Raw genomic sequence first — 24,540 nt, 5'->3', positions numbered from 1 at the left:
TTACCAGCTGAAGATTTCCCAGGCCGGAATCAACATATCCGGCGAATCGGAACGCACGAAATTGCCGTCGCTGCCGTCGGCCCGTACCAGGAAATAGGGTTTGCCACCCTTGGGGGTGACCTTGATGGCGTAGAGGAAGCCGTTGACCCGATACTCCTCCACGGTGCGGTCGCCGTCCTGGCGGATGGTTACATCGGGCTCGGCCGAGGGCGCATCACTGGCCTGCGCGGCGAACGGCACGGTTGCCAGCACGGCAAGCAGGATCAGGCGATTGAATGGTCCCATGGTAACCTTGTCCCTTTGATATCAACGGTGCTTTGTATTCTAGCGCCACGCCCGCCGAAAAGGTTGATTGCCCTCATGAGCCAAGCTCCCCTCGTCCTGGTCGACGGTTCTTCTTATCTGTACCGCGCCTTCCATGCCCTGCCACCCCTGACCAACTCCAAAGGCTTGCCCACCGGTGCGGTGAAAGGCGTGCTGAACATGCTGCGCAGCCTGCGCCGTCAGTACCCGGATAGCCCCTTTGCGGTGGTCTTCGACGCCAAGGGCGGCACCTTCCGCGACGAGCTGTTCGCCGACTACAAGGCCAACCGCCCGCCAATGCCCGACGAACTGCGTCTGCAGGTCGAGCCGCTGCACGCCAGCGTGCGGGCGCTCGGCTTGCCGCTGCTGTGCGTGGAGGGCGTGGAGGCCGACGACGTGATCGGCACCCTGGCCCGGCAGAGCGCGGCCGAAGGCCGCGACGTGGTGATCTCCACTGGCGACAAGGACATGGCGCAGCTGGTGTGCAAGCACGTCACCCTGGTCAACACCATGACCGGCAGCGTCTACGACATCGAAGGCGTGAGGGAGAAGTTCGGCGTCGGCCCCGAGCTGATCATCGATTACCTGGCGCTGATGGGCGACAAGATCGACAACATCCCCGGCGTGCCGGGCGTCGGCGAGAAGACCGCCCTGGGCCTGCTGGTCGGTGTCGGCGGCGGCCTAGACGTGATCTACGCCAACCTCGACAAGGTGCCGGGCCTGCCGATCCGCGGCGCCAAGGGCCTGCCGGCCAAGCTCGAGGAGCATCGCGAGATGGCCTACCTCTCCTACCAGCTGGCGACCATCAAGCTGGACGTGCCGCTGGACCTGGATTACGCCAGGCTGCACCCCGGCGAGCCGGATATCGACACCCTCTCCGCCCTCTACGAGCAGCTGGAGTTCAAGGGCTGGCTGGACGAACTGCTGCGTCAGAACAAGGGCGCGACGCCCAAGGCCAAGGCGGCCCGCTCCGAGCTGGCGCCGCCTGAGGGTGATTTGTTCAGCGCTGCAGCGGGCGAGGTGCCGGCGGTTCAGGCCGCCGCCACGCCTGCTACTGCCGAAGACCAGCCATCGGTGGTCGCGGGCGAGTACCGCACCATTCTCGAACAGGGCGATTTCGACACCCTGCTGGAGAACCTGGCACAGGCCGAGCTGATCGCCTTCGACACCGAAACCACCAGCATCGACGCCCAGCAGGCGCAACTGGTTGGTCTGTCATTCGCGGTCAAGCCGGGCGAAGCGGTGTACGTGCCGGTCGCGCACAGCTACATGGGCGTGCCACAGCAGCTCGATCGTGACGCCGTGCTGCGCGCGCTCAAGCCGATTCTCGAAGACCCGAACAAGGCCAAGGTCGGCCAGCACGCCAAGTACGACATCAACGTACTGGCCAATGCCACTACGCCGATCAACGTGCAGGGCGTGGCGTTCGACACCATGCTCGAATCCTACGTGCTGGATTCCACCGCCACCCGCCACGACATGGACAGCCTGTCGCTCAAGTACCTGGGCCACAGCACCATTCGTTTCGAGGACATCGCCGGCAAGGGCGCCAAGCAGCTGACCTTCGACCAGATCGCCCTGGAGCAGGCCGGCCCTTACGCCGCCGAAGATGCCGACGTGACCCTGCGCTTGCATCACAACCTGTGGGCGCGCCTGGAGCAGGTGCCCAGCGTGGCGGGCGTGCTGCGCGATATCGAGATCCCGCTGATACCGGTGCTGGCGCGCATCGAGCGCAATGGCGCGCTGGTCGACGCCAAGCTGCTCGGCGAGCATAGCCAGGAACTGGGCGAGAAGCTGGTGGCCCTGGAGCGCCAGGCCTTCGAAGTGGCCGGCGAGGAGTTCAACCTCGGCTCGCCCAAGCAGCTCGGCGCCATCCTCTATGAAAAGCTCGGCTTGCCGATCCTCAGCAAGACCGCCAAGGGCCAGGCCTCCACCGCCGAAGCGGTGCTCGCCGAGCTTGCCGAGCAGGATTACGAGCTGCCCAAGGTGCTGATGCAGTACCGCAGCCTGAGCAAGCTCAAGAGCACCTACACCGATCGCCTGCCGGAGCAGATCAACCCGCGCACCGGGCGCATCCACACCAGTTATCAACAGGCCGTGGCGTCCACCGGGCGGCTGTCGTCCAGTGACCCGAACCTGCAGAACATCCCGATCCGCAGCGCCGAGGGCCGGCGTATTCGCCAGGCGTTCGTGGCGCCGAAGGGCTACAAGCTGGTGGCCGCGGACTATTCGCAGATCGAGCTGCGCATCATGGCCCACCTGTCCCGGGACGAAGGGCTGATGAACGCCTTTCGCGACAACCTCGACGTGCACACCGCGACTGCCGCGGAAGTGTTCAAGGTCGAGCTCGATCAGGTCAGCAATGACCAGCGGCGCAGCGCCAAGGCCATCAACTTCGGCCTGATCTATGGCATGGGCGCGCAGAAGCTGGCCAAGGACATCGGCGTCGACGGCAAGACCGCCAAGGCCTACATCGAAACCTACTTCGCCCGTTACCCCGGTGTGCGCGAGTACATGGACCGCACCCGTCGCCAGGCCGCCGAGCAGGGCTACGTGGAGACCCTGTTCGGTCGTCGCCTGTACCTGCCTGCGATCAAGTCCAGCCGGCCCCAGGAGCGCGCCGGTGCCGAGCGTACGGCGATCAACGCGCCGATGCAGGGTACCGCGGCGGACATCATCAAGAAGGCCATGGTGGCGGTGGATGAGTGGCTGAGCGAATCCGGCCTGGACGCCCGGGTGATCCTGCAAGTACACGATGAACTGGTACTGGAAGTGCGCGAGGATCTGGTCGAGCAGGTCAGTGCGCAGATCCGCCCGCTGATGGGTGAAACCGTAAAGCTCGATGTGCCGCTATTGGTCGAGGTCGGCGTCGGCAACAACTGGGATGAAGCGCACTGACCGGGGACGAAAAGGGACGCAGCTGCGTCCCGTTATCAGTTAGTACCGTGCGGTCTTAATTGGAATAAAGACCAAACAAAGGAATCTAAGCACCGCTGAACTTTACTTCTGTCCACCCGGTCAGAGTTTGTGAATGGCCCATAAAGCCCTTCGATGCTCCTTTGTTGTGTTAAGTGTTGGCAGACATCTGAGCCCCGCCCTAGCGGTTCAGACCCTTAAACCCCGATCTTCTCCCTCCCCATACGAAGTTCGGGGTTTTTTTTGCCTGCAGGAAAGTGTCGGGCCTTTGCGACGCACGATTTCCCCTACCAGCAGGCTAGTCCCTTAGCGCTCAAGCGCAACTCCAGCGGATGCAAAACGCCCCGCATGGGCGGGGCGTTTGGTTCGACAAACCGGCTTGGAGCTAAGGATTACTCAGCCACTTCGTCGCTCTGCTCGTCGCCGATCAGCCCCAGCCAGTGACCCAGCACGGTCTGCGCGTCTTCCACGCCGATGCGCTTGGGCGCCGAAAACAGCTGGATGCTGACATGCTCGCCCCAACCCTTGCGGATTTCCTGCTGCACCTTGAGCAGCGTGGTCTTCGCCGCACCAAAGGCCAGCTTGTCGGCCTTGGTCAGCAGGATGTGCATGGGCATACCGCTGGCGCCGGACCAATCGAGCATCATGCGGTCGAACTCGGTCAGCGGGTGGCGGATGTCCATCATCAGGATCAGCCCGCGCAGGCTCTCGCGGCTGCCCAGGTAGGCTTCAAGGTGCTTCTGCCAGTGCTGCTTGAGCGGAATCGGCACCTTGGCGTAGCCGTAACCGGGCAGGTCGACCAGGCGGCGCTCGTCGTCCAGGCGGAAGAAGTTCAGCAACTGGGTGCGCCCCGGGGTTTTCGAGGTGCGCGCCAGGCTGGCGTGGGTCAGGGTGTTCAGCGCGCTGGACTTGCCGGCGTTGGAACGCCCGGCGAAGGCGACTTCATAGCCCTGGTCATCCGGGCACTGGTCGACCTTGGCGGCGCTGATCAGAAAGGTGGCTTGCTGACACAAGCCGATTGCTGGGTTCTTTGCGTGCATCGAGGTATCCGGTGGAGGGGCGTGCATCGCGGCAGTCTAACAGGCTGGGGGCTTGCTGACCCGCTCAGCCTGTGCACGTCACCTCAAAGCGCTTGCGACCACAGCGTCACGTCTAGGCGGTATTCGGCCCCCGGTGCGAGGATCAGCGAGTCGTCCAGCACGTTGGCGTGCTCGATGCAGAGCATGCCCTGCCAGGCGTCGTCGGCAAATTGCGAGAGACGCCTGGCCTTGTCGATCCACGGGTTCCACACCACCGCCGAGGCCGAGCCTTCGCTGCGCATGACAATGCGCCGCTTCCAGACCGGGTCGACGATGTTCAGCTGTTGCGGCGTGTCGAGGTAGATGCGGTCGGTTTCTCCGCTGAAGGTCACCGGGCCTTTCTGGCGTACTTTGTTCCAGTCATGCAGGGTGTCGACGTAGCGGCAGGCGTCCAGGCCATCGATCTGCACCTTGTGGATATCGCTGACCGCGAAGTAGGTGTGCAGCGCCTGGCTGATCGGCAGCTCGCCGTCGCCCAGGTTGCGGGTGGTCAGGCTTAGTTTCAGGCGCTCACCGAGGTGGATATCGAGCTGCAGTTCGGCGGCATGGGGCCATTCGGCGATTGGTTGGGCGGCGGTGTCGAAGGCCAACGACAGGGTCACGCCATCTTCTTCGGTATTCAGGCCGATCAGTTGCCAGTCGCGGTCGCGTACCAGGCCGTGGGCTGGCGCCTGTTCAGGGCGCGTGTAGGCAGAGCGGATGGCGTCGGGGTTGCGCTGCAGGTCGCCGAACCACGGCCAGCACACCGGCACACCGCCACGTACGCTCTTTCCGGTTTGATAGGCCGCCTCGTCGCTGAGCCAGATAAGCGGCTTGCCCGTGGCCGGCTGGTAGCGAAGAATCTGCGCGCCCTGTTCGCTGACCAACAGCTCGGCACCGGCATGCTGGATGCGCCAGCAGGTCAGGTCGCCCAGCTGGATGCGTTCATTGGAGGTGCTCATGGATGTGCTGCTCCTGTAGAGATTGGCTGTTGGGCCACGACGCGGCGGCGAGGTTCGCCAGAGCCATGAAAAACGCCCGTCGAAACGGGCGTTTTGCGTTGCCAGGCACTTTACGAACCGCGATCAAGGACGCTTGCGGTTGCTGATCATGGTGCCATTACCGATATCGGTGAAGATCTCCAGCAGCACCGCATTCGGCACCCGGCCGTCGATGATGTGCGAGCTGGTCACGCCACCCTGTACCGCTTCCAGCGCACATTTGATCTTTGGCAGCATGCCGCCGTAGATGGTGCCGTCGGCGATCAGTTCGTTGACCTGCTCGGTGCTCAGGCCGGTCAACACTTCGCCCTGCTTGTCCATCAGGCCGGCGATGTTGGTCAGCAGCATCAGCTTCTCGGCTTTCAGCGCCTCGGCCACCTTGCCGGCCACCAGGTCGGCGTTGATGTTGTACGACTCACCTTTCGGGCCGACGCCAATGGGCGCGATCACCGGAATGAAGTCGCCCTTGGCGAGCATGTTCAGCAGGTCGGTATTCACCCCGGTGACTTCGCCGACATGACCGATATCGATGATTTCCGGCTGGGTCATCTCCGGCGTCTGGCGGCTGACGGTGAGCTTGCGCGCACGGATCAGCTCGGCATCCTTGCCCGTCAGGCCAATGGCGCTGCCGCCATGGCGGTTGATCAGGTTGACGATGTCCTTGTTGACCTGGCCACCAAGCACCATCTCCACCACGTCCATGGTCGCCGCGTCGGTCACGCGCATGCCATCGATAAAGTGGCTTTCGATGCTCAGGCGCTTGAGCAGGTCGCCGATCTGCGGGCCGCCGCCATGAACCACCACCGGGTTGATGCCCACCGCCTTCATCAACACGATGTCGCGGGCGAAGCCTTCCTTCAGGTCATCACTTTCCATGGCGTTGCCGCCGTACTTGATCACCAGGGTCTTGCCAACGAAGCGACGGATGTACGGCAGTGCTTCGGACAGCACCTTGGCGACGTTGGTGGCGGCTTCACGCTCTAGGGTCATGCGGGGCTCCAGTGCTGGCGGATCAGAACGGTAGTTGGACGTCGGGGGCAACGTTGTGCATCTGCGCGCGGAACAGTTCCTGAATCCGCTCCAGCTCGGCCTGGCTTTCCGCTTCGAAGCGCAGCACCAGTACCGGCGTGGTGTTGGAGGCGCGCACCAGGCCCCAGCCTTTGGGGTAATCGACGCGCACACCGTCGAGGTTGGTCACACTGCCTTCGCCCCACTGACCTTCACGCTGCAGGCGCTCGATGATCGGGAACTTGGTCTGCTCGGTGACCTGCACGTTGATTTCCGGGGTCGACACGTCGTTCGGGAAGGCGGCGAATACCTGCTCGGCGCTGCGTTTGTCCTGGCTGAGGATCTCCAGCAGGCGTGCGGCGGCGTAGATGCCGTCGTCGAAACCGAACCAGCGTTCCTTGAAGAACACGTGGCCGCTCATCTCGCCGGCCAGCAGGGCGCCGGTTTCCTTCATCTTCTTCTTGATCAGCGAGTGGCCGGTCTTCCACATCACCGGGCGGCCACCGTAGCCGCTGATCAGCGGGGTCAGGCGGCGGGTGCATTTGACGTCGAAGATGATGTCGGCGCCGGGGTTACGCGATACCACGTCCTTGGCGAACAACATCAGCAGGCGGTCCGGGTAGACAATGGTGCCGGTGTTGGTGACCACCCCAACGCGGTCGCCATCGCCGTCGAAGGCCAGGCCGATATCGGCGTTGTGTTCCTTGACCTTGGCGATCAGGTCGACCAGGTTCTCGGGCTTGCCCGGATCCGGGTGGTGGTTGGGGAAGTTGCCGTCGACCTCGCAGTACAGCGGGATCACGGTGCAACCCAGGGCCTCGATCAGCTGCGGGGCAATCACCCCGGCGGCGCCGTTGCCGCAATCGACCACCACGCGCAGCGGCTTGGCCATGGCGATATCGCTGCGGATCTGCTCCAGGTAGCGCGGCAGCAGGTCGACACGTTCGACGCTGCCTTCACCGCTGCTCAGGTCGTTGGTGTCGATACGGGTCTTGAGGGCCTGGATCTGCTCGTTGGCCAGGGTATCGCCGGCGATGACGATCTTGAAGCCGTTGTAGTCCGGCGGGTTGTGACTGCCGGTGAGCATTACCGCGGTCTTGCCGGCCAGCACGTGGGCCGCGTAGTAGACCACCGGGGTCGGCACCATGCCGACATCGCTGACCTGGCAGCCGCTGTCGGCCAGGCCCTGAATCAGTTGTTCCACCAGGCTCGGGCCGGACAGACGCCCGTCGCGGCCAACGGAAACGTTCGCCTCGCCTTCGGCCAGGCTCTGGGAGCCGATGGCGCGGCCGATCCAGTAGGCGGTTTCCGGGGTCAGGCCGGCGCCCACCACACCGCGAATGTCATAGGCTCGGAAGATGTCTGCTGGGAGTTTCGGGGCTTGCGGCGCGGTCATGATCGGTGTCTGCTCCAGTCCCAGGAGATCCTGGTCGTCGTCGAGGATGTCGATATCGAGAATATCGGTGTCTTGAAACAGCGGATTCACGAACTCCGCTGGCTTGGCTGCGACGCGACTACCGGGTGTTTCACTGGCGACGGGCTCCGGGCGGTTCGCCACGGGTTCCTGGGCGCGACGGGGCAGTCGGCTCAGGCTTTGTGCCAGGTTGTGCAGGGCGGGCAGGCTCAAGCTGAAGGCTTTGACGGCTTTGCCCGCGGAGAGTTCTTTTACCAGTTCGGCCAATTGCGCGGTATCGCGATCCAGGCGCTGCTGCAGGCTGCGCCTGACCAGATACAGCCCTGCCAGGGCTCCGACCAGGGCGACCAGCAGGGCGAGCCCCAGCAGGGTGGGCGACAGGCCCGCGGCACCGAGGCCCGCGCCAGGCGTGAAGTTCAGCGTCCAGTGCGGATTGCCGGTGGCGAACGGCTGGGCCGTGCCCTCGGCCTGGCCACGCTGGGCCAGCACCTGGGCGGCGCCGGCATCGAAACGCTGCACCAGTTGAATCTGTCCGACATCGGCCGGCAGTGGCGGCAGATTGCCGAGCAGGCGGTTGAGGTCGACGGCCAGCAGCAAGGTGCCAACCATGGGCTGCTTATCGTCCTGACGCACCGGCGCAACGCTGTAGGCCAGCCAGCGTTCACCGACCTTATAGGCTTCCACGGCTGGCGCCTGACCTGCTTCCAGGCGGCGCAGCAGGTCCAGCGCGGCGAAGTTCATCGGCGCGGCGCGGGAGCTGTCCGGGACTGCCTGGCCTGGCAGGTTGAGCTGGGCATCGACCACGCCGTTCCAGTAGCGCAGGCCGTTCTCGGCAGTGCGCAACTGGGCATCGTCGCCACTCTGCAGGGCCTGCGACAACGCCGGGTTGTGCGCCGCGGCCAGGGTGTCGGCGCTGAGCTGCTTGAGGGCCTGCTGCAGGCTGGCGGCCTGGCTGCTGCCCCAGGCCTGGCTGAGCTGTTGCTGCTGCAACTCTTGCGCCGGGCTCACCGCGGTAAACCACAGGATGGCGCCGGCCAGGGCCACGCCAAGGGCGGCGGCGATCACGCCAGGCAGCAGGTCGGCCGAGGCCTTGGCCTGGTCACGAGAGGCGGGTTGCGAGTCGCCGGGGCGTTCTTCCGTGGGCGCGCGTTTGAAGCCTTTCATCCGACGTCTCCTGGCGAACTAGAAGGGAATCACTTGGTACCCGAATGGCCGAATCCACCGGCGCCGCGCTCGCTGTCGTCGAATTCCTCGACCACTTCGAAGCGCGCCTGGATGACCGGTACCAGCACCAGCTGGGCGATACGCTCGCCAACGGCCATCTTGAAGGTGGTGTTGCCGCGGTTCCAGCACGACACCATCAGCTCGCCCTGGTAATCGGAGTCGATCAGGCCGACCAGGTTGCCCAGCACGATGCCATGTTTGTGGCCCAGGCCCGAACGCGGCAGGATCAGCGCGGCCAGCCCTGGGTCGGCGACGTGGATGGCCAGGCCGGTGGGGATCAGCACGGTCTGGCCCGGCTCCAGGGTCAGGTCTTCCTTGAGCATGGCGCGCAGATCCAGGCCGGCCGAACCGGGGGTGGCGTAGGCGGGCATGGGAAATTCGCTGCCGAGGCGGGGGTCGAGGATCTTGGCTTGTAGGGCGTGCATGGGGCGGTCAGGATTTCCGTGCGGGTGAATGTCAGGATTTGGGTTGCTGCGCGGCGATGAAGCTCACCAGCTGGCGGGCGATCTTGCCCTTGCTGGTCTGCGCGAAGCTGATCTGCTGCAGCCCACGATCGATGATGGTGATCGCGTTGTCCTCGCTGTTGAAGCCGATGCTCGGGTTGGCCACATCGTTGGCGACGATCAGGTCGAGGTTCTTGTCCTTGAGCTTGCGCGAAGCGTACTCCAGCAGGTTCTCGGTCTCGGCGGCGAAGCCAACGCTGAACGGGCGGTCGTCACGGTGCGCCAGAGTGGCGAGGATGTCCGGGTTGCGCACCATCTGCAACAGCAGGCCATCGCCGCTGTTGGGGTCTTTCTTCAATTTGTGCTGGGCGACAACTTCCGGGCGATAGTCGGCGACGGCGGCGGCGGCAATCAGGATGTCGCAGGGCATCGCCGCTTCGCAGGCAGCGAGCATGTCGCGGGCGCTAACCACGTCGATGCGGTTGACCCGGTCGGGCGTTGCCAGATGCACCGGGCCGCTGATCAGGGTGACCTTGGCGCCGGCTTCCGCGGCAGCCTCGGCCAGGGCGAAGCCCATCTTGCCGGAGCTGTGGTTGGTGATGTAACGCACCGGGTCGATGTTTTCCTGAGTCGGGCCGGCGGTGATCAGCACGTGCTTGCCGGTCAGCGCCAGGTGCTCGAAGCAGTCGGCCGCCAGCTGCGCCAGGTCGTCAGCCTCGAGCATGCGGCCCAGGCCGACGTCGCCGCAGGCCTGGCTGCCCGATGCCGGGCCGAACAGTTTCAGGCCGCGGCTGCGCAGCAGCTCGACGTTGGCCAGGGTCGCCGGGTCGCGCCACATCGCCTGGTTCATGGCAGGCGCCAGGGCCACCGGGGCGTCGGTGGCCAGTACCAGGGTGGTCAGCAGGTCATCGGCCACGCCCTGGGCCAGGCGCGCCATCAGGTCGGCAGTGGCCGGGGCGATCAGCACCAGGTCGGCCCAGCGCGCCAGTTCGATATGGCCCATGGCGGCTTCGGCTGCCGGGTCGAGCAGATCCAGGTGCACCGGGTGGCCGGACAGCGCCTGCAGGGTCAGCGGGGTGATGAATTCGCGACCACCCTGGGTCATGACCACGCGCACCTCGGCGCCCTGGTCCTTGAGGCGACGAACCAGCTCGGCGCTCTTGTACGCGGCGATGCCGCCACCCACGCCGAGGATGATGCGCTTGCGATACAGCCGCTGCATAACTCTGCCTTTGTCGTATGGAGTTACAGACGCGGGTTGTCGGCACCTCCCCAGGCCCGACCCCCTGCGAAAAACCGCGCTACGATAGCACAGCGGCAGCAGCGCGGCAGCGGCACACCTGGCGAGCCTGCCGCCAGTGGCAGATAGGGGGACAGGGAGCGTCTTATGAGTATTCGCGAGTGGCCCGCGGCAGAGCGCCCGCGGGAAAAACTGCTGGCCCAGGGTGCTGCCAGCCTGACCGACGCCGAGCTGTTGGCGATCTTCCTGCGTACTGGCGTGGCGGGGCAGAGCGCGGTGGACCTGGCCCGCCACCTGCTCGCCGATTTCGGCAGCCTGCGCGCATTGTTGCAGGCCGACCTGCCGTCGTTCAGCCAACGCCTGGGGCTCGGCCCGGCCAAGTTCGCCCAGTTGCAGGCGGTGCTGGAAATGGGCCGTCGCCACCTGGCCGAACAGCTGCGCCGCGACTCGGCGCTGGAAAGCCCCCAGGCGGTGCGCGATTACCTCAAGGCGCTGCTGCGCCATGAGCCCCACGAAGTGTTCGGTTGCCTGTTTCTCGATGCCAAGCACCGCGTGCTGGCCTTCGAAGCGTTGTTCCAGGGTTCCATCGACAGCGCCAGTGTCTACCCGCGCCAGGTGGTCAAGCGCGCCCTGGCCCACAATGCCGCAGCGCTGATCCTCACCCATAATCACCCGTCCGGCGTCGCCGAGCCGAGCCAGGCCGACAAGGTGCTGACCCAGCGTTTGAAGGAGGCGTTGGCGCTGGTCGAGGTGCGCATCCTCGACCATTTCATCATCGGCGACGGCGAGCCGCTGTCGATGGCCGAGCATGGCTGGATGTAGCGTCGCCGCCTTATCCGTCAACGAGCCTTCAGTAGCTCGCCGACTTCCAGCAGTACCACTTCGTTGTCATCGGCCTTGTTCGGTTCGCGGCTGCTGGAGAACGGCAGGTTGTTGTCGTTGCCGACCACGATATGGCGATCATCGACGATATCGACGTTCTCGATGGTGAAGAACGGAAAGGTCAGCACGCCACCGTTCAGCGGCTTGCGGGCGATGCCCTGGGGATCCTGGATGGCGAGTAGGTCGATATGGCCGACCTTGCGCACCGCCTGGCCGACGTTGCTGTCATCGAAGGCAACCTTGTAGACGCGCTTGAAACGGGCGATATCCGAGAAGCAGGTGGTGCCCTTCTCTCCAGCCGGGCAGGCCTTGTCCGCCGTGCCTTCGCCGTTGTCGCGCTCGATGACCAGGCCGCTGGTGGCGTCGATCATGTTGAAATCGCCGATGGCGTGGCCGGGTTGCTCCAGCGGGTAGAACCAGTGACGGCCCGTCCAGGCCTCGCTGGCAACGTCGAATTCCAGTACGCGCAGCACGCTCTTGCCATCGCGCTGCTCGGCGCCTTTGCTGGCTGCGTCCCATAGCGGGCCTTCGAGCAGTGCATAGAGCTTGCTGCCGTCCTTGGCGGCGGCCATGCCTTCCAGGCCCTTGGAGCGGCGCACCTGGAAGCTCATCGCGTCGGCTGGCCAGGCTGGGGTGGTGACGGCGGGGTTGTCGGGTGAGCGCACCGGCTTGCCATCGGCCTCGACGTCGAACACCGCCTGTACGCGGCCCTTGAGATCGGTCTTGATCAGGTAGGGGCCGAACTCATCGCCGATCCAGATGGAATCGCCGATCAGCTGAAAGCTTTCCGGATCGAAGTCCGCGCCGCTCAGGTAGCGCGTGGGCGTGCCTTCGTGGACGATGCGAAACGGCACTTTCTTGTCCGGGTCGCTGAGAAACACCGTGGCCAGGCGCTTGAATGCGCCCGTCTTGAAGTCGATGGTGTAGTGGCTGAGATGGAGCATCGCGTCGGCAGAGTTGGCCTTGGTGCCGAAGCCGTTGTCGGTGAGCAGCCAGAAACTGCCATCGGGCATGTGCTTGATGCCGGAGTGGCCCTGCAGCGGCTGGCCCTCGAACGGCAACGACATACCGGTGGGACGATTGGCCGACAGGCCTTCGAGGCTGCCGACCTGTTCGTTGCGCTGGCCGTTGGAAAATTTGCCGCTGATGGCGAAATCCGCCGGCGCATCGGCGGGTGGTTGAATGAAGCTCGCCGCCGGCATTAGCGCATGGCCAGCCAGTGTGGCGGGATAAGCGGTGGTGCTGTCCTGGGCAATGGCGAACGAGGCCCAGCAGGCCGTACCGGCGAGAAGCGTGTGAAGGCGAAGGAGGCGACGCATGGCAGATGATTCCCTGCGGTTAAAACCAACAGGGTGCGGCAGCCGTATGTCATGCCGGTGACAGCCACCGGCATGCTTTCTCGGCAGCGGGCTGCCCTCAGCCATGGAGGGCAGCGCGCTTGGGTCACGGCACGCTGACCTGGGAGAAGTCCTGCCGGCCGAAGGGGCTCACGCTATAGCCCTCGACGCCCTTGCGGGTCAGTGCGTAAGCGGTCGGGTGGGCCAGGGGCAGCCACAGTGCCTGCCGCTGGATGATCGCCTGGGCGTCCTGATACAGGGCGCTGCGCTTGGCCTGGTCGCTGAGCGCCTTGCCGTCAGCGACCAGCTTGTCGAGCTTGGCGTCGCAGAAGCGCGCGAAGTTCAGCCCGGACTCCACCGAGGCGCAGGAAAACTGCGGCGTGAGGAAATTGTCCGGATCGCCGTTGTCGCCGGCCCAGCCCATGAACAGCAGGTCATGCTCGCCGGCCTTGGCGCGACGGATCAGCTCGCCCCACTCGATCACGCGGATCTGCGCCTTGATGCCGATTTCGGCCAGGTCGGCCTGCAGCAATTGGGCACCCAGGCTGGGGTTGGGGTTGAGCAGGCTGCCCGAGGGGCGCGTCCAGATGGTGGTGCTGAAACCATCGGCCAGCCCGGCTTGCTTGAGCAGCTCGCGGGCCTTCTGCGGATCGTGGGGGTAGCCCGGCAGGTCGCTGGCGTAGCTCCAGGTATTCGGCGGATAGGGGCCGTTGGCCGGCTCGGCGCTGTTCTCGAACACCGCCTTGATATAGCTGCTCTTGTCGAAGGCCAGGTTGATGGCCTGGCGCACGGCGGGCTTGTCCAGCGGTGGGTGTTGGCTGTTGATGGCCACGAAGGCGGTCATGAAGGCGGCGGTCTTCACCGTGTTCAGGTTGGCATCCTTGCGCGCCGCCTCGACATCGACCGGTTTGGGCGACAGGGCGATCTGGCATTCGCCACGGCGCAGGCGCTGCAGGCGCACGTTGGCATCCGGGGTGATGGCGTACACCAGGGCGTCGACCTTGGGCTTGCCGGCGAAGTAGTCGACGTTGGCGGTGTAGCGTACCGCGGCATCCTTCTGGAAGCGGCGGAACACGAAGGGGCCGGTGCCGATCGGCTGGCTGTTGAGCTTCTCCGGCGTGCCGGCCTTGAGCAGCTGGTCGGCGTATTCGGCGGAATAAATGGAGGCGAAGCCCATGCTCAGGGTGGCGAGAAAGGTCGCATCCGGCTTGTTCAGGGTGATACGCACGGTGTGGGCGTCGACCTTTTCCACTGCCTTGATCAGCTCGGGCCACTGCATGGACTGGGCATGGGGATAGCCGCTGGTGGCGGTCTTGTGCCAGGGGTGATTGCTATCGAGCATGCGCTGGAAGCTGAACAGCACGTCATCGGCTTCCAGCGTCCGGCGAGTGGGCTTGAAGTAGTCGGTGCGGTGAAATAGTACGTCCGGGCGCAGGGTGAAGGTGTAGGTCAGGCCGTCGTCGGAGATCGTCCAGTTGCTGGCCAGGCTCGGCTGCAGCTTGCCGCTGGCGGCGTCGAACTCCACCAGGCGGTTCATCAGCACATCGGCCGAGGCGTTGGTGGTGGTCAGGGAATTGTACTGCACCACATCGAAACCATCGGGGCTGGCTTCGCTACAGACGCTCAGGGTCGCGGCCTGAGCGAACAACGGGGCGACAAGCAGCGGCAACAGGGCAAGGCGCATGGTGATCTCCTGAACATGACGGCGCGCATCCGGCGGGCCGGTGGTGAGAAGGCTGGGAGAAGGGTCGCGTTATCGCGTGGACAGACCCTAAACGATAAGATGCAGGCTAACAACGAAATAGGGCGACGAGCGGTCTTTCGCGCCCATGCCCACCGCCTGGGGCGCAGCGCCCGAAAGCCCGGCATTTAAACTGCGTTCGCGCTTGTTGCGCTGGGGGCTTTCTGGTATAAAGCAGCGCTCTTTTCTAGGGGCCCGGTTGCTTGATCGCGATCTATCACCGGTAAGACCCTGAAGAAACGCGGCGCCCAGCGCCGAAAAACAGAGATTAAGCGGCCAACCCATGCCGGGTTGGGCATGTGGTTTTAGAGGGCTGAGGTATGTCGAGAGTCTGTCAAGTTACCGGTAAGGGTCCGGTAACCGGGAATAACATTTCCCACGCAAACAACAAAACCCGTCGTCGTTTCCTGCCGAACCTGCAGCATCACCGCTTCTGGGTCGAGTCTGAGAACCGCTTCGTGCGTCTGCGTCTTACCGCAAAAGGTATGCGTATCATCGACAAGCGTGGTATTGACGTAGTTCTGGCCGAGCTTCGTGCTCGCGGCGAAAAGGTCTAAGGAGACTGTCATGCGTGAACTGATCCGTTTGGTGTCCAGCGCCGGTACCGGCCACTTCTACACCACCGACAAGAACAAGCGCACCACCCCGGACAAGATCGAGATCAAGAAATACGATCCGGTCGTCCGTAAGCACGTTGCGTACAAGGAAGCCAAGATCAAGTAATTGATCGGCTGCCTCGAAAGCCCGCCCTATGGCGGGCTTTTTCATGCCTGCAATTCATCGCCTCAGCGGGCAGGTTGCAGGGTCAGCGTGCTGCGGGTGTGGGCGGTGACGTCCTCGGGGCTCAAGTGCTGCGGCAGGTACTCGCCTTGTATGAAAGGTTCGGCCTGGTCGCGGTAGTGGCGGTCGAACGGCACACCGCTCTGGCCCAGCGGATTGATGCCCAGGCTGGTGCCGGCGTCGGCCAGGTCGACCAGGCGCCGCGTCGAGGGCCCGTAGCCCACCGGCCAGGGGGCGGCGCCAATGCGGTGCGACAGGTTGTTGGGCATCTCGTGGCCGCCGGGTGCAGGCAGTGGGCCGACGTTGAGCAGCGCATCCAGCGGCCATTGCACGCCCAGCGGATGCGGGTGGGTAAGGGTATGGGCACGGCCCCACTGCCATTGCCCGGGATCTTCGCCCAGGGTGGCGCGCAGGTGCTGCAGGCTGGCCTGCCAGGCCTCTGCCACCGCCTCGGCGCGGCTGCGTGGCTGGCCGTCGGCAGGCGTCCACCAGGGCGACTGCGCATTGGCGGTCAGGCGCGGCAGTGCGCTGTCGATCATCCGGGTCGCCAGCAGTTGCTCGAAGGCCGGCGCGCCAAGGCGCGGGGCCATGACCACGCGGCTCAGCTCATAGGTGAGCTGGTTGAACAGGGTTGCCTGCACCGAATCCAGGGGGTGGTCGCCGCGCCAGGCGGCCAGTGCCTCGACCAGCGCTCGCTGCTGCTCGTCCGTTGCCGCCGCGCGCAGGTCGTCGAGTATCGGCGCCAGCAGCCGGGGCCCGTAGGCGGTGGCGGTTTCCAGCTGCAGCGCCTGGCTGTTGTTCAGGTCCCAGCGCACGGCCTGGTCGGCCAGGCGCTGGTTCAGGCGCTGGCCGCGTTCCGGCGGGTTGTAGTAGCCCGGAATCTGGATGCCGCTGGCCGTCAGCGGCTGGAAATTGGCCGAGACGATATAGCCGCGGGTTGGGTTTTCCTCCTGGGGATTGGCGCTGAACGGGTAGAAACCGCGCTTGTCGGCGGCGCCGCTGCTGCCGTCTAGGATGAATGCCGGGTTCACCCCGGCTGGCCGTATCGGCAACTTGGCCGCCGCCCACCAGGCGATGTCGCCGCCGGCGTTGGCCCATACCAGGTTGAGCCCCGGCGCATGGATGCGCTCGGCGGCGGCCCGGCCCTTTGCCAGGGTATCTGCACGATTGAGGCGGTAGAAGGCGTCGAGCAGCGGATTGTCGGTTTCCAGAAAGGTCCACCACATGGCGATCGGCGTGGTACCGGCGCTGTCGCCCAGGGCGTCATTGATGATCGGGCCGTGGGGCGAGCGGCGCAGCCTGAGGGTGACCGGGTCACCGTCCTTGACCTGGATGACTTCCTGGCGCTGCTGCAGGTCGACCCAGCTGCCCTGGTACCAGACCTGCCCGGGATTCTCGGGGTTGCTGCGTTCGGCGATCAGATCCATGTCGTCGTTCTGGAACATGGTCAGGCTCCAGGCGAAATCCCGGTTGTGGCCGAGAAAGGCCACCGGGGTTGCCGGCTGGTGATGGCCGTAGAGCTCGAAGCCCGGGTATTTGAGGTGCGCTTCGTACCATACCGATGGCGCCGAAAAGCGAATGTGCGGGTCGCCTGCCAGCAGCGGCTTGCCGCTGGCGGTGCGCGCGCCGGAAACCGCCCAGGCGTTGCTGCCCTCGAACTGCGGCAAGCCGCTGTCGGCGAGGGCCTGATCGCTCAGCGCGGCGATCCGGTCGAGCAGCTGCAAGTCGTTGTTGCCGAGTGGGCTTTCAAGCACGCCTTCTGGATGCCATTCGGTATCGAAGATCTGCAGGTAGTCGTTGCCCAGCTCATCGCGAATGCGCGTCAGCAATGGCTCGCTGCGCAATGCCGCGGCAAAGCTGTAAGCCAGGTAGCCGGCGATGGACAGGGTGTCGGCGGCGCTGAAGGGGCGCTTCTCGATGCCCAGCAGGTCGAACTCCAGCGGCGCCGGGCGGCTGTCCTGATACTGGTTGATGCCGTCCAGGTAAGCGGCCAGCGCCTTGCCGTGAGGGCTGTCGGGGTCCAGCTCGCGGGCCTGCTGGTCGGCCCGTTCACGGATCCCCAGGGTGCGGAACAGGCGGTCGGTGGGCAGCAGCTTGGCGCCGAGCACCTCGGCCAGCTCTCCTCGGGCCAGACGGCGCAGCATCTCCATCTGGAACAGGCGATCCTGGGCCTGCACGAAACCCAGGGCGCGGTACAGGTCCGCTTCGTTCTGCGCCTCGATATGCGGCACGCCGCGCTCGTCATAGCGTACCTGCACCGGTGCGCCAAGGTGCTGCAGCGCCAGCTCGCCGTCACGCGTCGGCTGCTTGCTGTGTAGGTACCAGGCGCCGCCGGCCGCTGCCGCCAGCAGGACGACAGCCAGGGTGATGAGGATGCGTTTCATGCTGGCGTCCAGGTTGCGCGCGGCCTGACATGCTGCGGGCAATTGGCGTGGATCGCAAGCTGGCTGCCAGTCAGGGGCATGGCAGCGTCGGCGCTGGCCTGCTGACCGGTAACGGCGGCACCCCGGCAGGTCGCCAGATGGTATTCAGCGGCGTGCTGACCAGTCGCAGAAGCAGCCACTCGCCAGGTTGTTGTCCGCCAGCACCTTTCGTCCGTCGAGTAACGCATCGAGCAGTGGCTCGACGAAGCTGTTGCCGGAGGTGCAGGTAACGCCAGTGCTATAGGGACCGAAGTAGGCCAGCTCGCCGTGCTGGTCCCAGATCGCCACGGCCGGGCTGGCCGGTAGCTGCTGGCTGCCGGTCAATCCATCGATGGGCTGCAGTGCGCGTAACGCCTGCGGCAATTGCCCCTGGCTGCCGGGCTTGCGCACCGAATAGAACTGCACGCCGCGCCCGTTGTAGCGCTCCAGCAATTCGCCGAGGTGTTGCTGGTTGCCGACGTTGCAGGGGCAGGCAGGGTCCCAGAAATGCACCAGGCGAATCTTGCCCGGCCCTGCCAACTGCTCTGGCAGGTGCAGCTCGCCGCCGGTAAACAGCGCGGTACGCTCATCGAATGCACGCAGGTAATGGGCCTGGAACCACCAGAAGGCGGCGAGCATGACGATTAGCCCGAGTACCGCGACCAGGCAGGCGAGGGGGGTGTTGCGGCGGGAATGGGCCATGCCGGCAGCTTCCGTAGGCGATTCGGTGGCTTGCCACGGCGAGCCTGGCAGCAGAAGATCGTCACTGTAGCGGCTGCCCACCCGGGTGATGCTGCCGTGAATCAATGAGAGTCGATGGTGCCGATGTCCGAAACCTTCCAACCCGAACCACTGGTCGCCAGCCTGCGCCCGCTGGCCAGCGCCGCGCCACTGTCGGCTGCGGAACTGGCCTATCGGCAATTCTACGGCTTCGTGCCGCGCGAGGCGGTCGAGAGCCGGCTTGGCTGTTTCGAGGTGGATGGCTACCGCATCGCCGCCCAGCTCTGGAAGCCGCTTGCGCCGCGCGCCACCCTGCTGTTGTTGCACGGCTATTACGACCACAGCGGGCTGTATCGACATGTCATCGAATGGGGCCTGGAGGCCGGCTTCGCGGTACTCGCCGTAGACCTGCCGGGGCATGGCCTGTCCAGCGGGCCGCGCGCCAGCATCAACGATTTCGCCGAGTACCAGGCCGTGTTGCGTGCAGCCTTGCAGCAGGCCGATGCGTTGGGGCTGCCGACGCCCTGGCACCTGTGCGGGCAAAGCACTGGCGGGGCGATCCTGATCGACTACCTGCTCAACGACAAGCCGCTGGCTGAGGTTGGCGAAACCATCCTGCTGGCGCCGCTGGTGCGGCCGCGCCGCTGGAACTGGTCGCAGCTCAGCTACCGCCTGTTGCGCCGCTTCGTGCAGGAGATTCCCCGGCGCTTCAGCGACAACTCCAGCGATCCGGAATTTCTCGAGTTCCTGCGCAACCGCGATCCGCTGCAGCCCAAGGTGGTGCCCACCGTCTGGGTCGGTGCGCTGAGCCAGTGGGTGCCGCGCATCGAACAGGCGCCGCGCAGCACGCGCAGCCCGTTGATCATTCAGGGCGAGGCGGACATGACGGTGGATTGGCAACACAACCTGAGGGTGCTCGAGAACAAGTTCAGCACGCCGCGGATCTTTCGGCTCCCCGAAGCGCGTCATCACCTTGCCAACGAGGTGGCGCCGCTACGCCAGCGCTATTTCGACTATCTCGGCGAGCAGTTGCGCTGAGCCTACTGGCCAACCGCCAGGCCGGCACGGATCGCCGCCAGGGCCGCCTTGTAGTAGGCGGCGCCTTGGGGGGATTGCGCGAAGGTCACGAATTCCTCCAGCTCGGGATCGGACAGCCCGCGGTAGACGTGCAGCAGGGTGTTGTCCAGGTCCTTGTCGATCTGCGCCATCAGTCGCTGGCGCTGGCCGTCGAGCAGACCCTGGGCGCTGCCCCCGCCAAGCAGGCCGGGGATCATCTGGCTGAGGCTGTCGGCCGCCACGCCGGCCAGGGCCAGGCTGATCTCCGCACCGGCTTCGCTGGCCGGCAAGGCCTGGGCCAGATGGCGGATCAGAAGGCGGCGGGTGGCGTCCGCCTTGCTGAGCGGCAGGCCGTCGGCGTACTCGGCCAGTTGATCGGGGCGGGTGGCGAGCAGTTCGGCGCTGACGATCTTGCGACCCAGGGGCGATTCGAAGAAGCGCAGGGCCGGGGCCGGGTCGGGCAGGTTGGCGCGCAGGCTGCGCTCGGCGCGCTCGTCCATGGCGCGGGCAGCGAAACGCTGGTTGCTGTTGTTGACCAGGGCCTGGTAGACCGCCGGCGGCAGGCTCTTGCTGTAGCGCGCCTGGGCAGCGCTCAGGGCATCGCTGAAATGCGCACGCTGCTGCGGCCAGCCGGCTTTTTCATAGAGTTCGGCATGGGGGTCTGCCAAAGCGGCAAGGCTCAGGAGCAACAGCAATAGACAACACAACGCGCGCATAAGGACTCCTGTCTGGGGCGGCTATTTTCGGCAGCCAGGTGGAGCTTGTCGAGGTGTACGCGACACAGGGTAGAATCCCGGCATGACGACAGATATCTCCGATTCGCTGCTGAGCCGCATCATCGATGACCTTGCCGAATTCGGATGGTCGTTGCAAACCGGGTTCGCCCCACAATCTCTGACCCGGCAGTTGGCCGAGGAGTGCCGCCAGCGTATCGCCCAGGGCACCCTGGCGCCGGCGGGCACCGGCCGCGGCCATGCGGTGGCGGTGCGCGAAGGTACGCGCAGCGATCATATCCAGTGGCTGGAGGCCGGGCAGTCGCCGGCCTGTGACGGTTACCTGCAACTGCTCGACGACTTGCGCGTGGCGATCAACCAGAGCCTGTATATGGGGCTGGTGGACTACGAGAGCCATTTCGCCTTCTACCCGCCGGGTGGTTTCTACCTCAAGCACCTGGATCGCTTCCGCGACGACGATCGCCGTGCGGTGTCGGCCGTGCTCTACCTCAACGACGGCTGGCAGGCCGAGGATGGCGGCATGCTGCGCCTGTACCTCGCCGATGGCCAGGTGCGCGACGTGTTGCCGGAAGCCGGCACGCTGGTGGTGTTCCTGTCCGCCGATGTGCCCCACGAAGTGCTGCCGGCCAGCCGCGATCGCCTGTCCTTGACCGGCTGGTTCCGCCGCCGGGGTGACGGGGTGCTCTGAGCTCTGGCGTTCGGTGCCAAATCGCAGGAACGAAAAAGGGAGGCCGAAGCCTCCCTTTTCCGTTGCAGCGCTCTGCTTAGAACAGTACGCGGCTGCGGATGGTGCCGTTGACCTGCTGCAGTTTTTCCAGGGCCAGATCCGAGTAGTCGGCATCGACGTCGATGACCACGTAGCCGACCTTGTCGTTGGTCTGCAGGTACTGGCCGGAGATGTTGATGCCGTTGTCGGCGAATACCTTGTTGATCTCGCTCATCACCCCCGGCACGTTGGCGTGGACGTGCAGCAGGCGGTGCTTGCCCGGGTGCGCCGGCAGGGCCACTTCCGGGAAGTTGACCGAGGATACCGAGGTGCCGTTGTCGCTGTACTTGACCAGCTTCTCGGCCACTTCCAGGCCGATGTTGGCCTGGGCCTCGGCGGTGGAACCGCCGATGTGCGGAGTCAGGATCACGCGATCCAGGCCGCGCAGCGGGCTTTCGAAGATGTCGTCATTGGACTTGGGCTCGACCGGGAACACATCGATGGCGGCCCCGATCAGGTGCTCGTCCTTGATCGCGGCGGCCAGGTGGTCGAGCTCGACCACGGTGCCGCGAGCGGCGTTGATCAGGATGCCGCCCTTCTTCATGGCGCGGATCTCTGCCTCGCCGATCATCCACTGAGTGGACGGCAGCTCGGGCACGTGCAGGGAGACGATGTCGCACAGGCCGAGCAGGTCATGCAGCTTGCCAATCTGCTGGGCATTGCCCAGCGGCAGCTTGGTTACCACGTCGTAGAAGAACACCTGCATCCCCAAGGCTTCGGCGAGTACAGAGAGCTGGGTGCCGATCGAGCCGTAGCCGACGATGCCCAGCTTTTTGCCACGGATTTCGAAGGAATTGGCCGCCGACTTGATCCAGCCGCCGCGGTGGCAGGAGGCGTTCTTCTCGGGGATGCCGCGCAGCAGCAGGATGGCCTGGGCCAGTACCAGCTCGGCGACCGAACGGGTGTTGGAGTAGGGCGCGTTGAACACCGCGATACCGCGCTCGCGGGCGGCGTCCAGGTTGACCTGGTTGGTGCCGATGCAGAAGCAGCCGACCGCCACCAGTTTCTTGGCGCAGTCGAAAACCTCTTCGGTCAGCTGGGTACGCGAACGGATGCCGATGAAATGGGCGTCGGCAATCTTGGCCTTCAGCTCCTCGCCGGACAGCGCAGTCTTGAGGTACTCGATGTTGGTGTAGCCGGACGCCTTCAGGGTATCCACTGCATTCTGGTGGACACCTTCGAGAAGAAGGAACTTGATCTTGCTCTTGTCGAGAGAGGTCGTGCTCATCGGAGTACCTGTTGCCCCACTAAATTAAGTGTCAGGAGAAGTATCGGCGCCTGCGCCAATGGGCCGGCAGATCGCTGTGAAGCGCGATTTGCGGGGGGCATATGCTAGCATGGCTTCCCTTTTCCTTGCTCGGTTGCGACCTGAACGGTTCTCAGGGCGACCATGAATGTTTCGAGAGTTGAAATGACCGATCTCCTGCCGATTGAAGAACTCAAAACCCTGGTCGAGCCCGGTAAGGTGCTGACCGATGCCGCCTCCCTGGAAACCTACGGCAAGGACTGGACCAAGCAATACGCACCGGCCCCCAGTGCCATCGTGTTTCCCAAGACCATCGAGCAGGTGCAGGCCATCGTGCGCTGGGCCAACGCCCACCGGATCGCGCTGGTGCCTTCTGGCGGTCGTACCGGCCTGTCGGCAGGGGCGGTTGCGGCCAACGGCGAGGTAGTGGTGTCGTTCGACTACATGAACCAGATCCTCGATTTCGATCAATCCAACCGCACCGTGGTCTGCCAGCCAGGCGTGGTCACCGCCGCCCTGCAGCAGTTCGCCGAAGACCAGGGCCTGTACTACCCGGTGGATTTCGCCTCCGCCGGCTCCAGCCAGATCGGCGGCAACATCGGTACCAATGCCGGCGGCATCAAGGTCATTCGCTACGGCCTGACCCGCAACTGGGTCGCGGGCCTGAAGGTGGTCACCGGTAGCGGTGAGCTGCTGGAACTGAACAAGGACCTGATCAAGAACGCCACCGGTTACGATCTGCGCCAGTTGTTCATCGGCGCCGAAGGCACCCTGGGCTTCGTGGTCGAGGCGACCATGCGTCTGGATCGCGCGCCGCGCAACCTCACCGCCATGGTGCTCGGTACCCCGGATTTCGACTCGATCATGCCGGTGCTGCACGCCTTCCATGGCAAGCTCGACCTGACCGCCTTCGAGTTCTTTTCCGACAAATGCCTGGACAAGATCCTCGAGCGCGGTGACGTTCCTGCGCCTTTCGAAAGCCGCACCCCGTTCTATGCCCTGCTGGAGTTCGAAGCGGTCAATGAGGACGTGGCCAATGCCGCCCTGGCCACCTTCGAACATTGCGTCGAGCAGGGCTGGGTAATCGACGGGGTGATGAGCCAGAGCGAGCAGCAGCTGCAGAACCTGTGGAAGCTGCGCGAATACATCTCCGAGACCATCAGCCACTGGACGCCGTACAAGAACGACATCTCGGTGACGGTCAGCCAGGTGCCGGCGTTCCTCGCCGATATCGATGCCATCGTCACCGGCAACTATCCGGACTTCGAGGTGCTCTGGTACGGCCATATCGGCGACGGCAACCTGCACCTGAACATCCTCAAGCCGGCAGCGCTGAGCAAGGAAGAGTTCTTTGCCAAGTGCGCCACCGTCAACAAGTGGGTGTTCGAGACCGTCGAAAAGTACAACGGTTCGATCTCTGCCGAGCACGGCGTGGGCATGACCAAGCGCGATTACCTGGAGTACAGCCGTTCGCCAGCGGAAATCGCCTACATGAAAGCGCTCAAGGCGGTCTTCGACCCCAACGGCATCATGAATCCTGGCAAGATCTTCGCCTGAACCCTCGCCGGCTGCACAAACAAGGAGCGACCATGAGCTACCAGCATCAGTACATCGATGGCACCCGTATCCACTTCCCCCTGGGTAAGGTGGTATGCGTGGGCCGCAACTACGCCGAGCACGCCAAGGAACTCAACAACCCACTGCCGACCGAGCCGATGCTGTTTATCAAGCCCGGCAGTTGCGTGGTGCCCCTCGAAGGCGGCTTCAGCATTCCCGAGGATCGCGGTTCGGTGCACTACGAAGTGGAAATCGCCGTGCTGATCGGCAAGCCGTTGTCACGCACGCCCAATGAAGAAGAAGTGCTCGACGCCATCTCCGGGTTCGCGCCAGCGCTGGATCTGACCCTGCGCGACGTGCAGAGCAGGCTCAAGGACAAGGGCCATCCGTGGGAAATCGCCAAATCGTTCGATGGTGCCTGCGTGCTGGCGCCCTTCGTGCCGGGTGATACGGTGGCCGACCTGACGGCTATCGGCATCCGCCTGACCATCAACGGCGAAGTCCGTCAGGACGGCAGCAGCGCCGAGATGATCTTCCCGATCGTGCCGGTGATCCAGGAAATGGCTGGCCACTTCAATCTGCAACCCGGCGATGTGATCCTCACCGGTACGCCGGCTGGCGTCGGCCCGCTGAACAAGGGCGACGAGCTGGTGCTGGACCTGGTCGGGCACTCCAGCTTTGCCAGCCGGGTGCTGTAAGAGCTAAGTAATTT

21 protein-coding genes are annotated in these 24,540 nt (G+C 64.8%); 8 read left to right on the top strand and 13 right to left on the bottom strand.

The window, feature by feature from the left end; translation table 11 throughout:
- Complete coding sequence (locus BM154_RS15865) at positions 1-285, bottom strand: DUF2782 domain-containing protein (RefSeq protein ID WP_074886079.1); 285 nt, start codon at positions 283-285, stop codon at positions 1-3.
- Positions 286-360: 75 nt separating this feature from the next.
- On the opposite strand from BM154_RS15865, the gene polA reads away from it, so the two are divergent.
- A complete protein-coding gene (gene polA / locus BM154_RS15860) occupies positions 361-3,201 on the top strand; it encodes a DNA polymerase I (protein WP_074886076.1) in 2,841 nt (946 codons plus the stop codon).
- Between the two features lie 410 nt (positions 3,202-3,611).
- Here the strand turns inward: polA and yihA are convergent, their stop codons facing one another.
- From yihA to coaBC, 6 genes are all read right to left on the bottom strand, one after another.
- Positions 3,612-4,259, bottom strand: a complete 648-nt coding sequence (gene yihA, locus BM154_RS15855; protein ID WP_074886073.1) for a ribosome biogenesis GTP-binding protein YihA/YsxC — start codon at positions 4,257-4,259, stop codon at positions 3,612-3,614.
- 83 nt (positions 4,260-4,342) lie between these two features.
- Positions 4,343-5,239, bottom strand: coding sequence for a D-hexose-6-phosphate mutarotase (locus BM154_RS15850; protein ID WP_074886071.1), 897 nt, complete (start codon positions 5,237-5,239; stop codon positions 4,343-4,345).
- Between the two features lie 123 nt (positions 5,240-5,362).
- Positions 5,363-6,268, bottom strand: a complete 906-nt coding sequence (gene argB, locus BM154_RS15845; RefSeq protein ID WP_074886069.1) for an acetylglutamate kinase — start codon at positions 6,266-6,268, stop codon at positions 5,363-5,365.
- A gap of 22 nt (positions 6,269-6,290) precedes the next feature.
- Positions 6,291-8,864 carry a phosphomannomutase/phosphoglucomutase gene (locus BM154_RS24605; RefSeq protein ID WP_074886066.1) on the bottom strand — a complete coding sequence of 858 codons (2,574 nt, stop codon included), beginning with the start codon at positions 8,862-8,864 and terminating at the stop codon, positions 6,291-6,293.
- 29 nt (positions 8,865-8,893) lie between these two features.
- On the bottom strand, positions 8,894-9,349 hold the full coding sequence (dut, locus tag BM154_RS15835) for a dUTP diphosphatase (protein WP_074886063.1): 456 nt from the start codon (positions 9,347-9,349) through the stop codon (positions 8,894-8,896).
- Between the two features lie 31 nt (positions 9,350-9,380).
- Positions 9,381-10,589, bottom strand: a complete 1,209-nt coding sequence (gene coaBC / locus BM154_RS15830) for a bifunctional phosphopantothenoylcysteine decarboxylase/phosphopantothenate--cysteine ligase CoaBC (protein WP_074886060.1) — start codon at positions 10,587-10,589, stop codon at positions 9,381-9,383.
- A 165-nt stretch (positions 10,590-10,754) separates the two neighbouring features.
- On the opposite strand from coaBC, the gene radC reads away from it, so the two are divergent.
- Positions 10,755-11,429 carry a RadC family protein gene (gene radC / locus BM154_RS15825; protein WP_074886057.1) on the top strand — a complete coding sequence of 225 codons (675 nt, stop codon included), beginning with the start codon at positions 10,755-10,757 and terminating at the stop codon, positions 11,427-11,429.
- A 17-nt stretch (positions 11,430-11,446) separates the two neighbouring features.
- Here radC and BM154_RS15820 read toward each other — a convergent pair whose 3' ends face one another.
- Both BM154_RS15820 and BM154_RS15815 read right to left on the bottom strand, forming a co-directional pair.
- Positions 11,447-12,808, bottom strand: a complete 1,362-nt coding sequence (locus BM154_RS15820) for an esterase-like activity of phytase family protein (protein ID WP_139225470.1) — start codon at positions 12,806-12,808, stop codon at positions 11,447-11,449.
- A gap of 124 nt (positions 12,809-12,932) precedes the next feature.
- A complete protein-coding gene (locus tag BM154_RS15815) occupies positions 12,933-14,510 on the bottom strand; it encodes an ABC transporter substrate-binding protein (protein WP_074886053.1) in 1,578 nt (525 codons plus the stop codon).
- 377 nt (positions 14,511-14,887) lie between these two features.
- Here BM154_RS15815 and rpmB point away from each other — a divergent pair, with 377 nt between their 5' ends.
- Both rpmB and rpmG read left to right on the top strand, forming a co-directional pair.
- A complete protein-coding gene (gene rpmB, locus BM154_RS15810; RefSeq protein WP_042553582.1) occupies positions 14,888-15,124 on the top strand; it encodes a 50S ribosomal protein L28 in 237 nt (78 codons plus the stop codon).
- A 10-nt stretch (positions 15,125-15,134) separates the two neighbouring features.
- Positions 15,135-15,290, top strand: a complete 156-nt coding sequence (gene rpmG / locus BM154_RS15805) for a 50S ribosomal protein L33 (protein WP_013793373.1) — start codon at positions 15,135-15,137, stop codon at positions 15,288-15,290.
- A 62-nt stretch (positions 15,291-15,352) separates the two neighbouring features.
- Here rpmG and BM154_RS15800 read toward each other — a convergent pair whose 3' ends face one another.
- Positions 15,353-17,731 carry a penicillin acylase family protein gene (locus BM154_RS15800; RefSeq protein WP_074886050.1) on the bottom strand — a complete coding sequence of 793 codons (2,379 nt, stop codon included), beginning with the start codon at positions 17,729-17,731 and terminating at the stop codon, positions 15,353-15,355.
- Positions 17,732-17,875: 144 nt separating this feature from the next.
- Positions 17,876-18,451 carry a DUF6436 domain-containing protein gene (locus tag BM154_RS15795; protein WP_074887124.1) on the bottom strand — a complete coding sequence of 192 codons (576 nt, stop codon included), beginning with the start codon at positions 18,449-18,451 and terminating at the stop codon, positions 17,876-17,878.
- A 123-nt stretch (positions 18,452-18,574) separates the two neighbouring features.
- On the opposite strand from BM154_RS15795, the gene bipL reads away from it, so the two are divergent.
- Complete coding sequence (gene bipL / locus BM154_RS15790) at positions 18,575-19,507, top strand: phospholipase BipL (RefSeq protein WP_074887121.1); 933 nt, start codon at positions 18,575-18,577, stop codon at positions 19,505-19,507.
- Positions 19,508-19,509: 2 nt separating this feature from the next.
- On the opposite strand, the gene BM154_RS15785 is transcribed toward bipL, so the two are convergent.
- Positions 19,510-20,241, bottom strand: coding sequence for a DUF2059 domain-containing protein (locus BM154_RS15785; RefSeq protein WP_074886047.1), 732 nt, complete (start codon positions 20,239-20,241; stop codon positions 19,510-19,512).
- 82 nt (positions 20,242-20,323) lie between these two features.
- Here BM154_RS15785 and BM154_RS15780 point away from each other — a divergent pair, with 82 nt between their 5' ends.
- Positions 20,324-20,947: a 2OG-Fe(II) oxygenase gene (locus BM154_RS15780; protein WP_074886044.1), complete on the top strand. Its 624-nt coding sequence runs from the start codon at positions 20,324-20,326 to the stop codon at positions 20,945-20,947.
- A gap of 76 nt (positions 20,948-21,023) precedes the next feature.
- Here BM154_RS15780 and serA read toward each other — a convergent pair whose 3' ends face one another.
- On the bottom strand, positions 21,024-22,253 hold the full coding sequence (gene serA, locus BM154_RS15775) for a phosphoglycerate dehydrogenase (protein ID WP_074886041.1): 1,230 nt from the start codon (positions 22,251-22,253) through the stop codon (positions 21,024-21,026).
- Between the two features lie 183 nt (positions 22,254-22,436).
- Here serA and BM154_RS15770 point away from each other — a divergent pair, with 183 nt between their 5' ends.
- Both BM154_RS15770 and BM154_RS15765 read left to right on the top strand, forming a co-directional pair.
- On the top strand, positions 22,437-23,828 hold the full coding sequence (locus BM154_RS15770) for an FAD-binding oxidoreductase (protein ID WP_074886038.1): 1,392 nt from the start codon (positions 22,437-22,439) through the stop codon (positions 23,826-23,828).
- 32 nt (positions 23,829-23,860) lie between these two features.
- Entirely contained in the window at positions 23,861-24,526 is a 666-nt protein-coding gene (locus BM154_RS15765) for a fumarylacetoacetate hydrolase family protein (protein ID WP_074886035.1), read from the top strand.
- The last annotated feature ends 14 nt before the right edge of the window (positions 24,527-24,540 follow it).

The sequence above is a fragment of the Phytopseudomonas argentinensis genome (assembly GCF_900113905.1).
Taxonomy (GTDB): Bacteria; Pseudomonadota; Gammaproteobacteria; order Pseudomonadales; family Pseudomonadaceae; genus Aquipseudomonas; species Aquipseudomonas argentinensis.
This window is presented reverse-complemented; position numbering and strand designations above follow the sequence as displayed.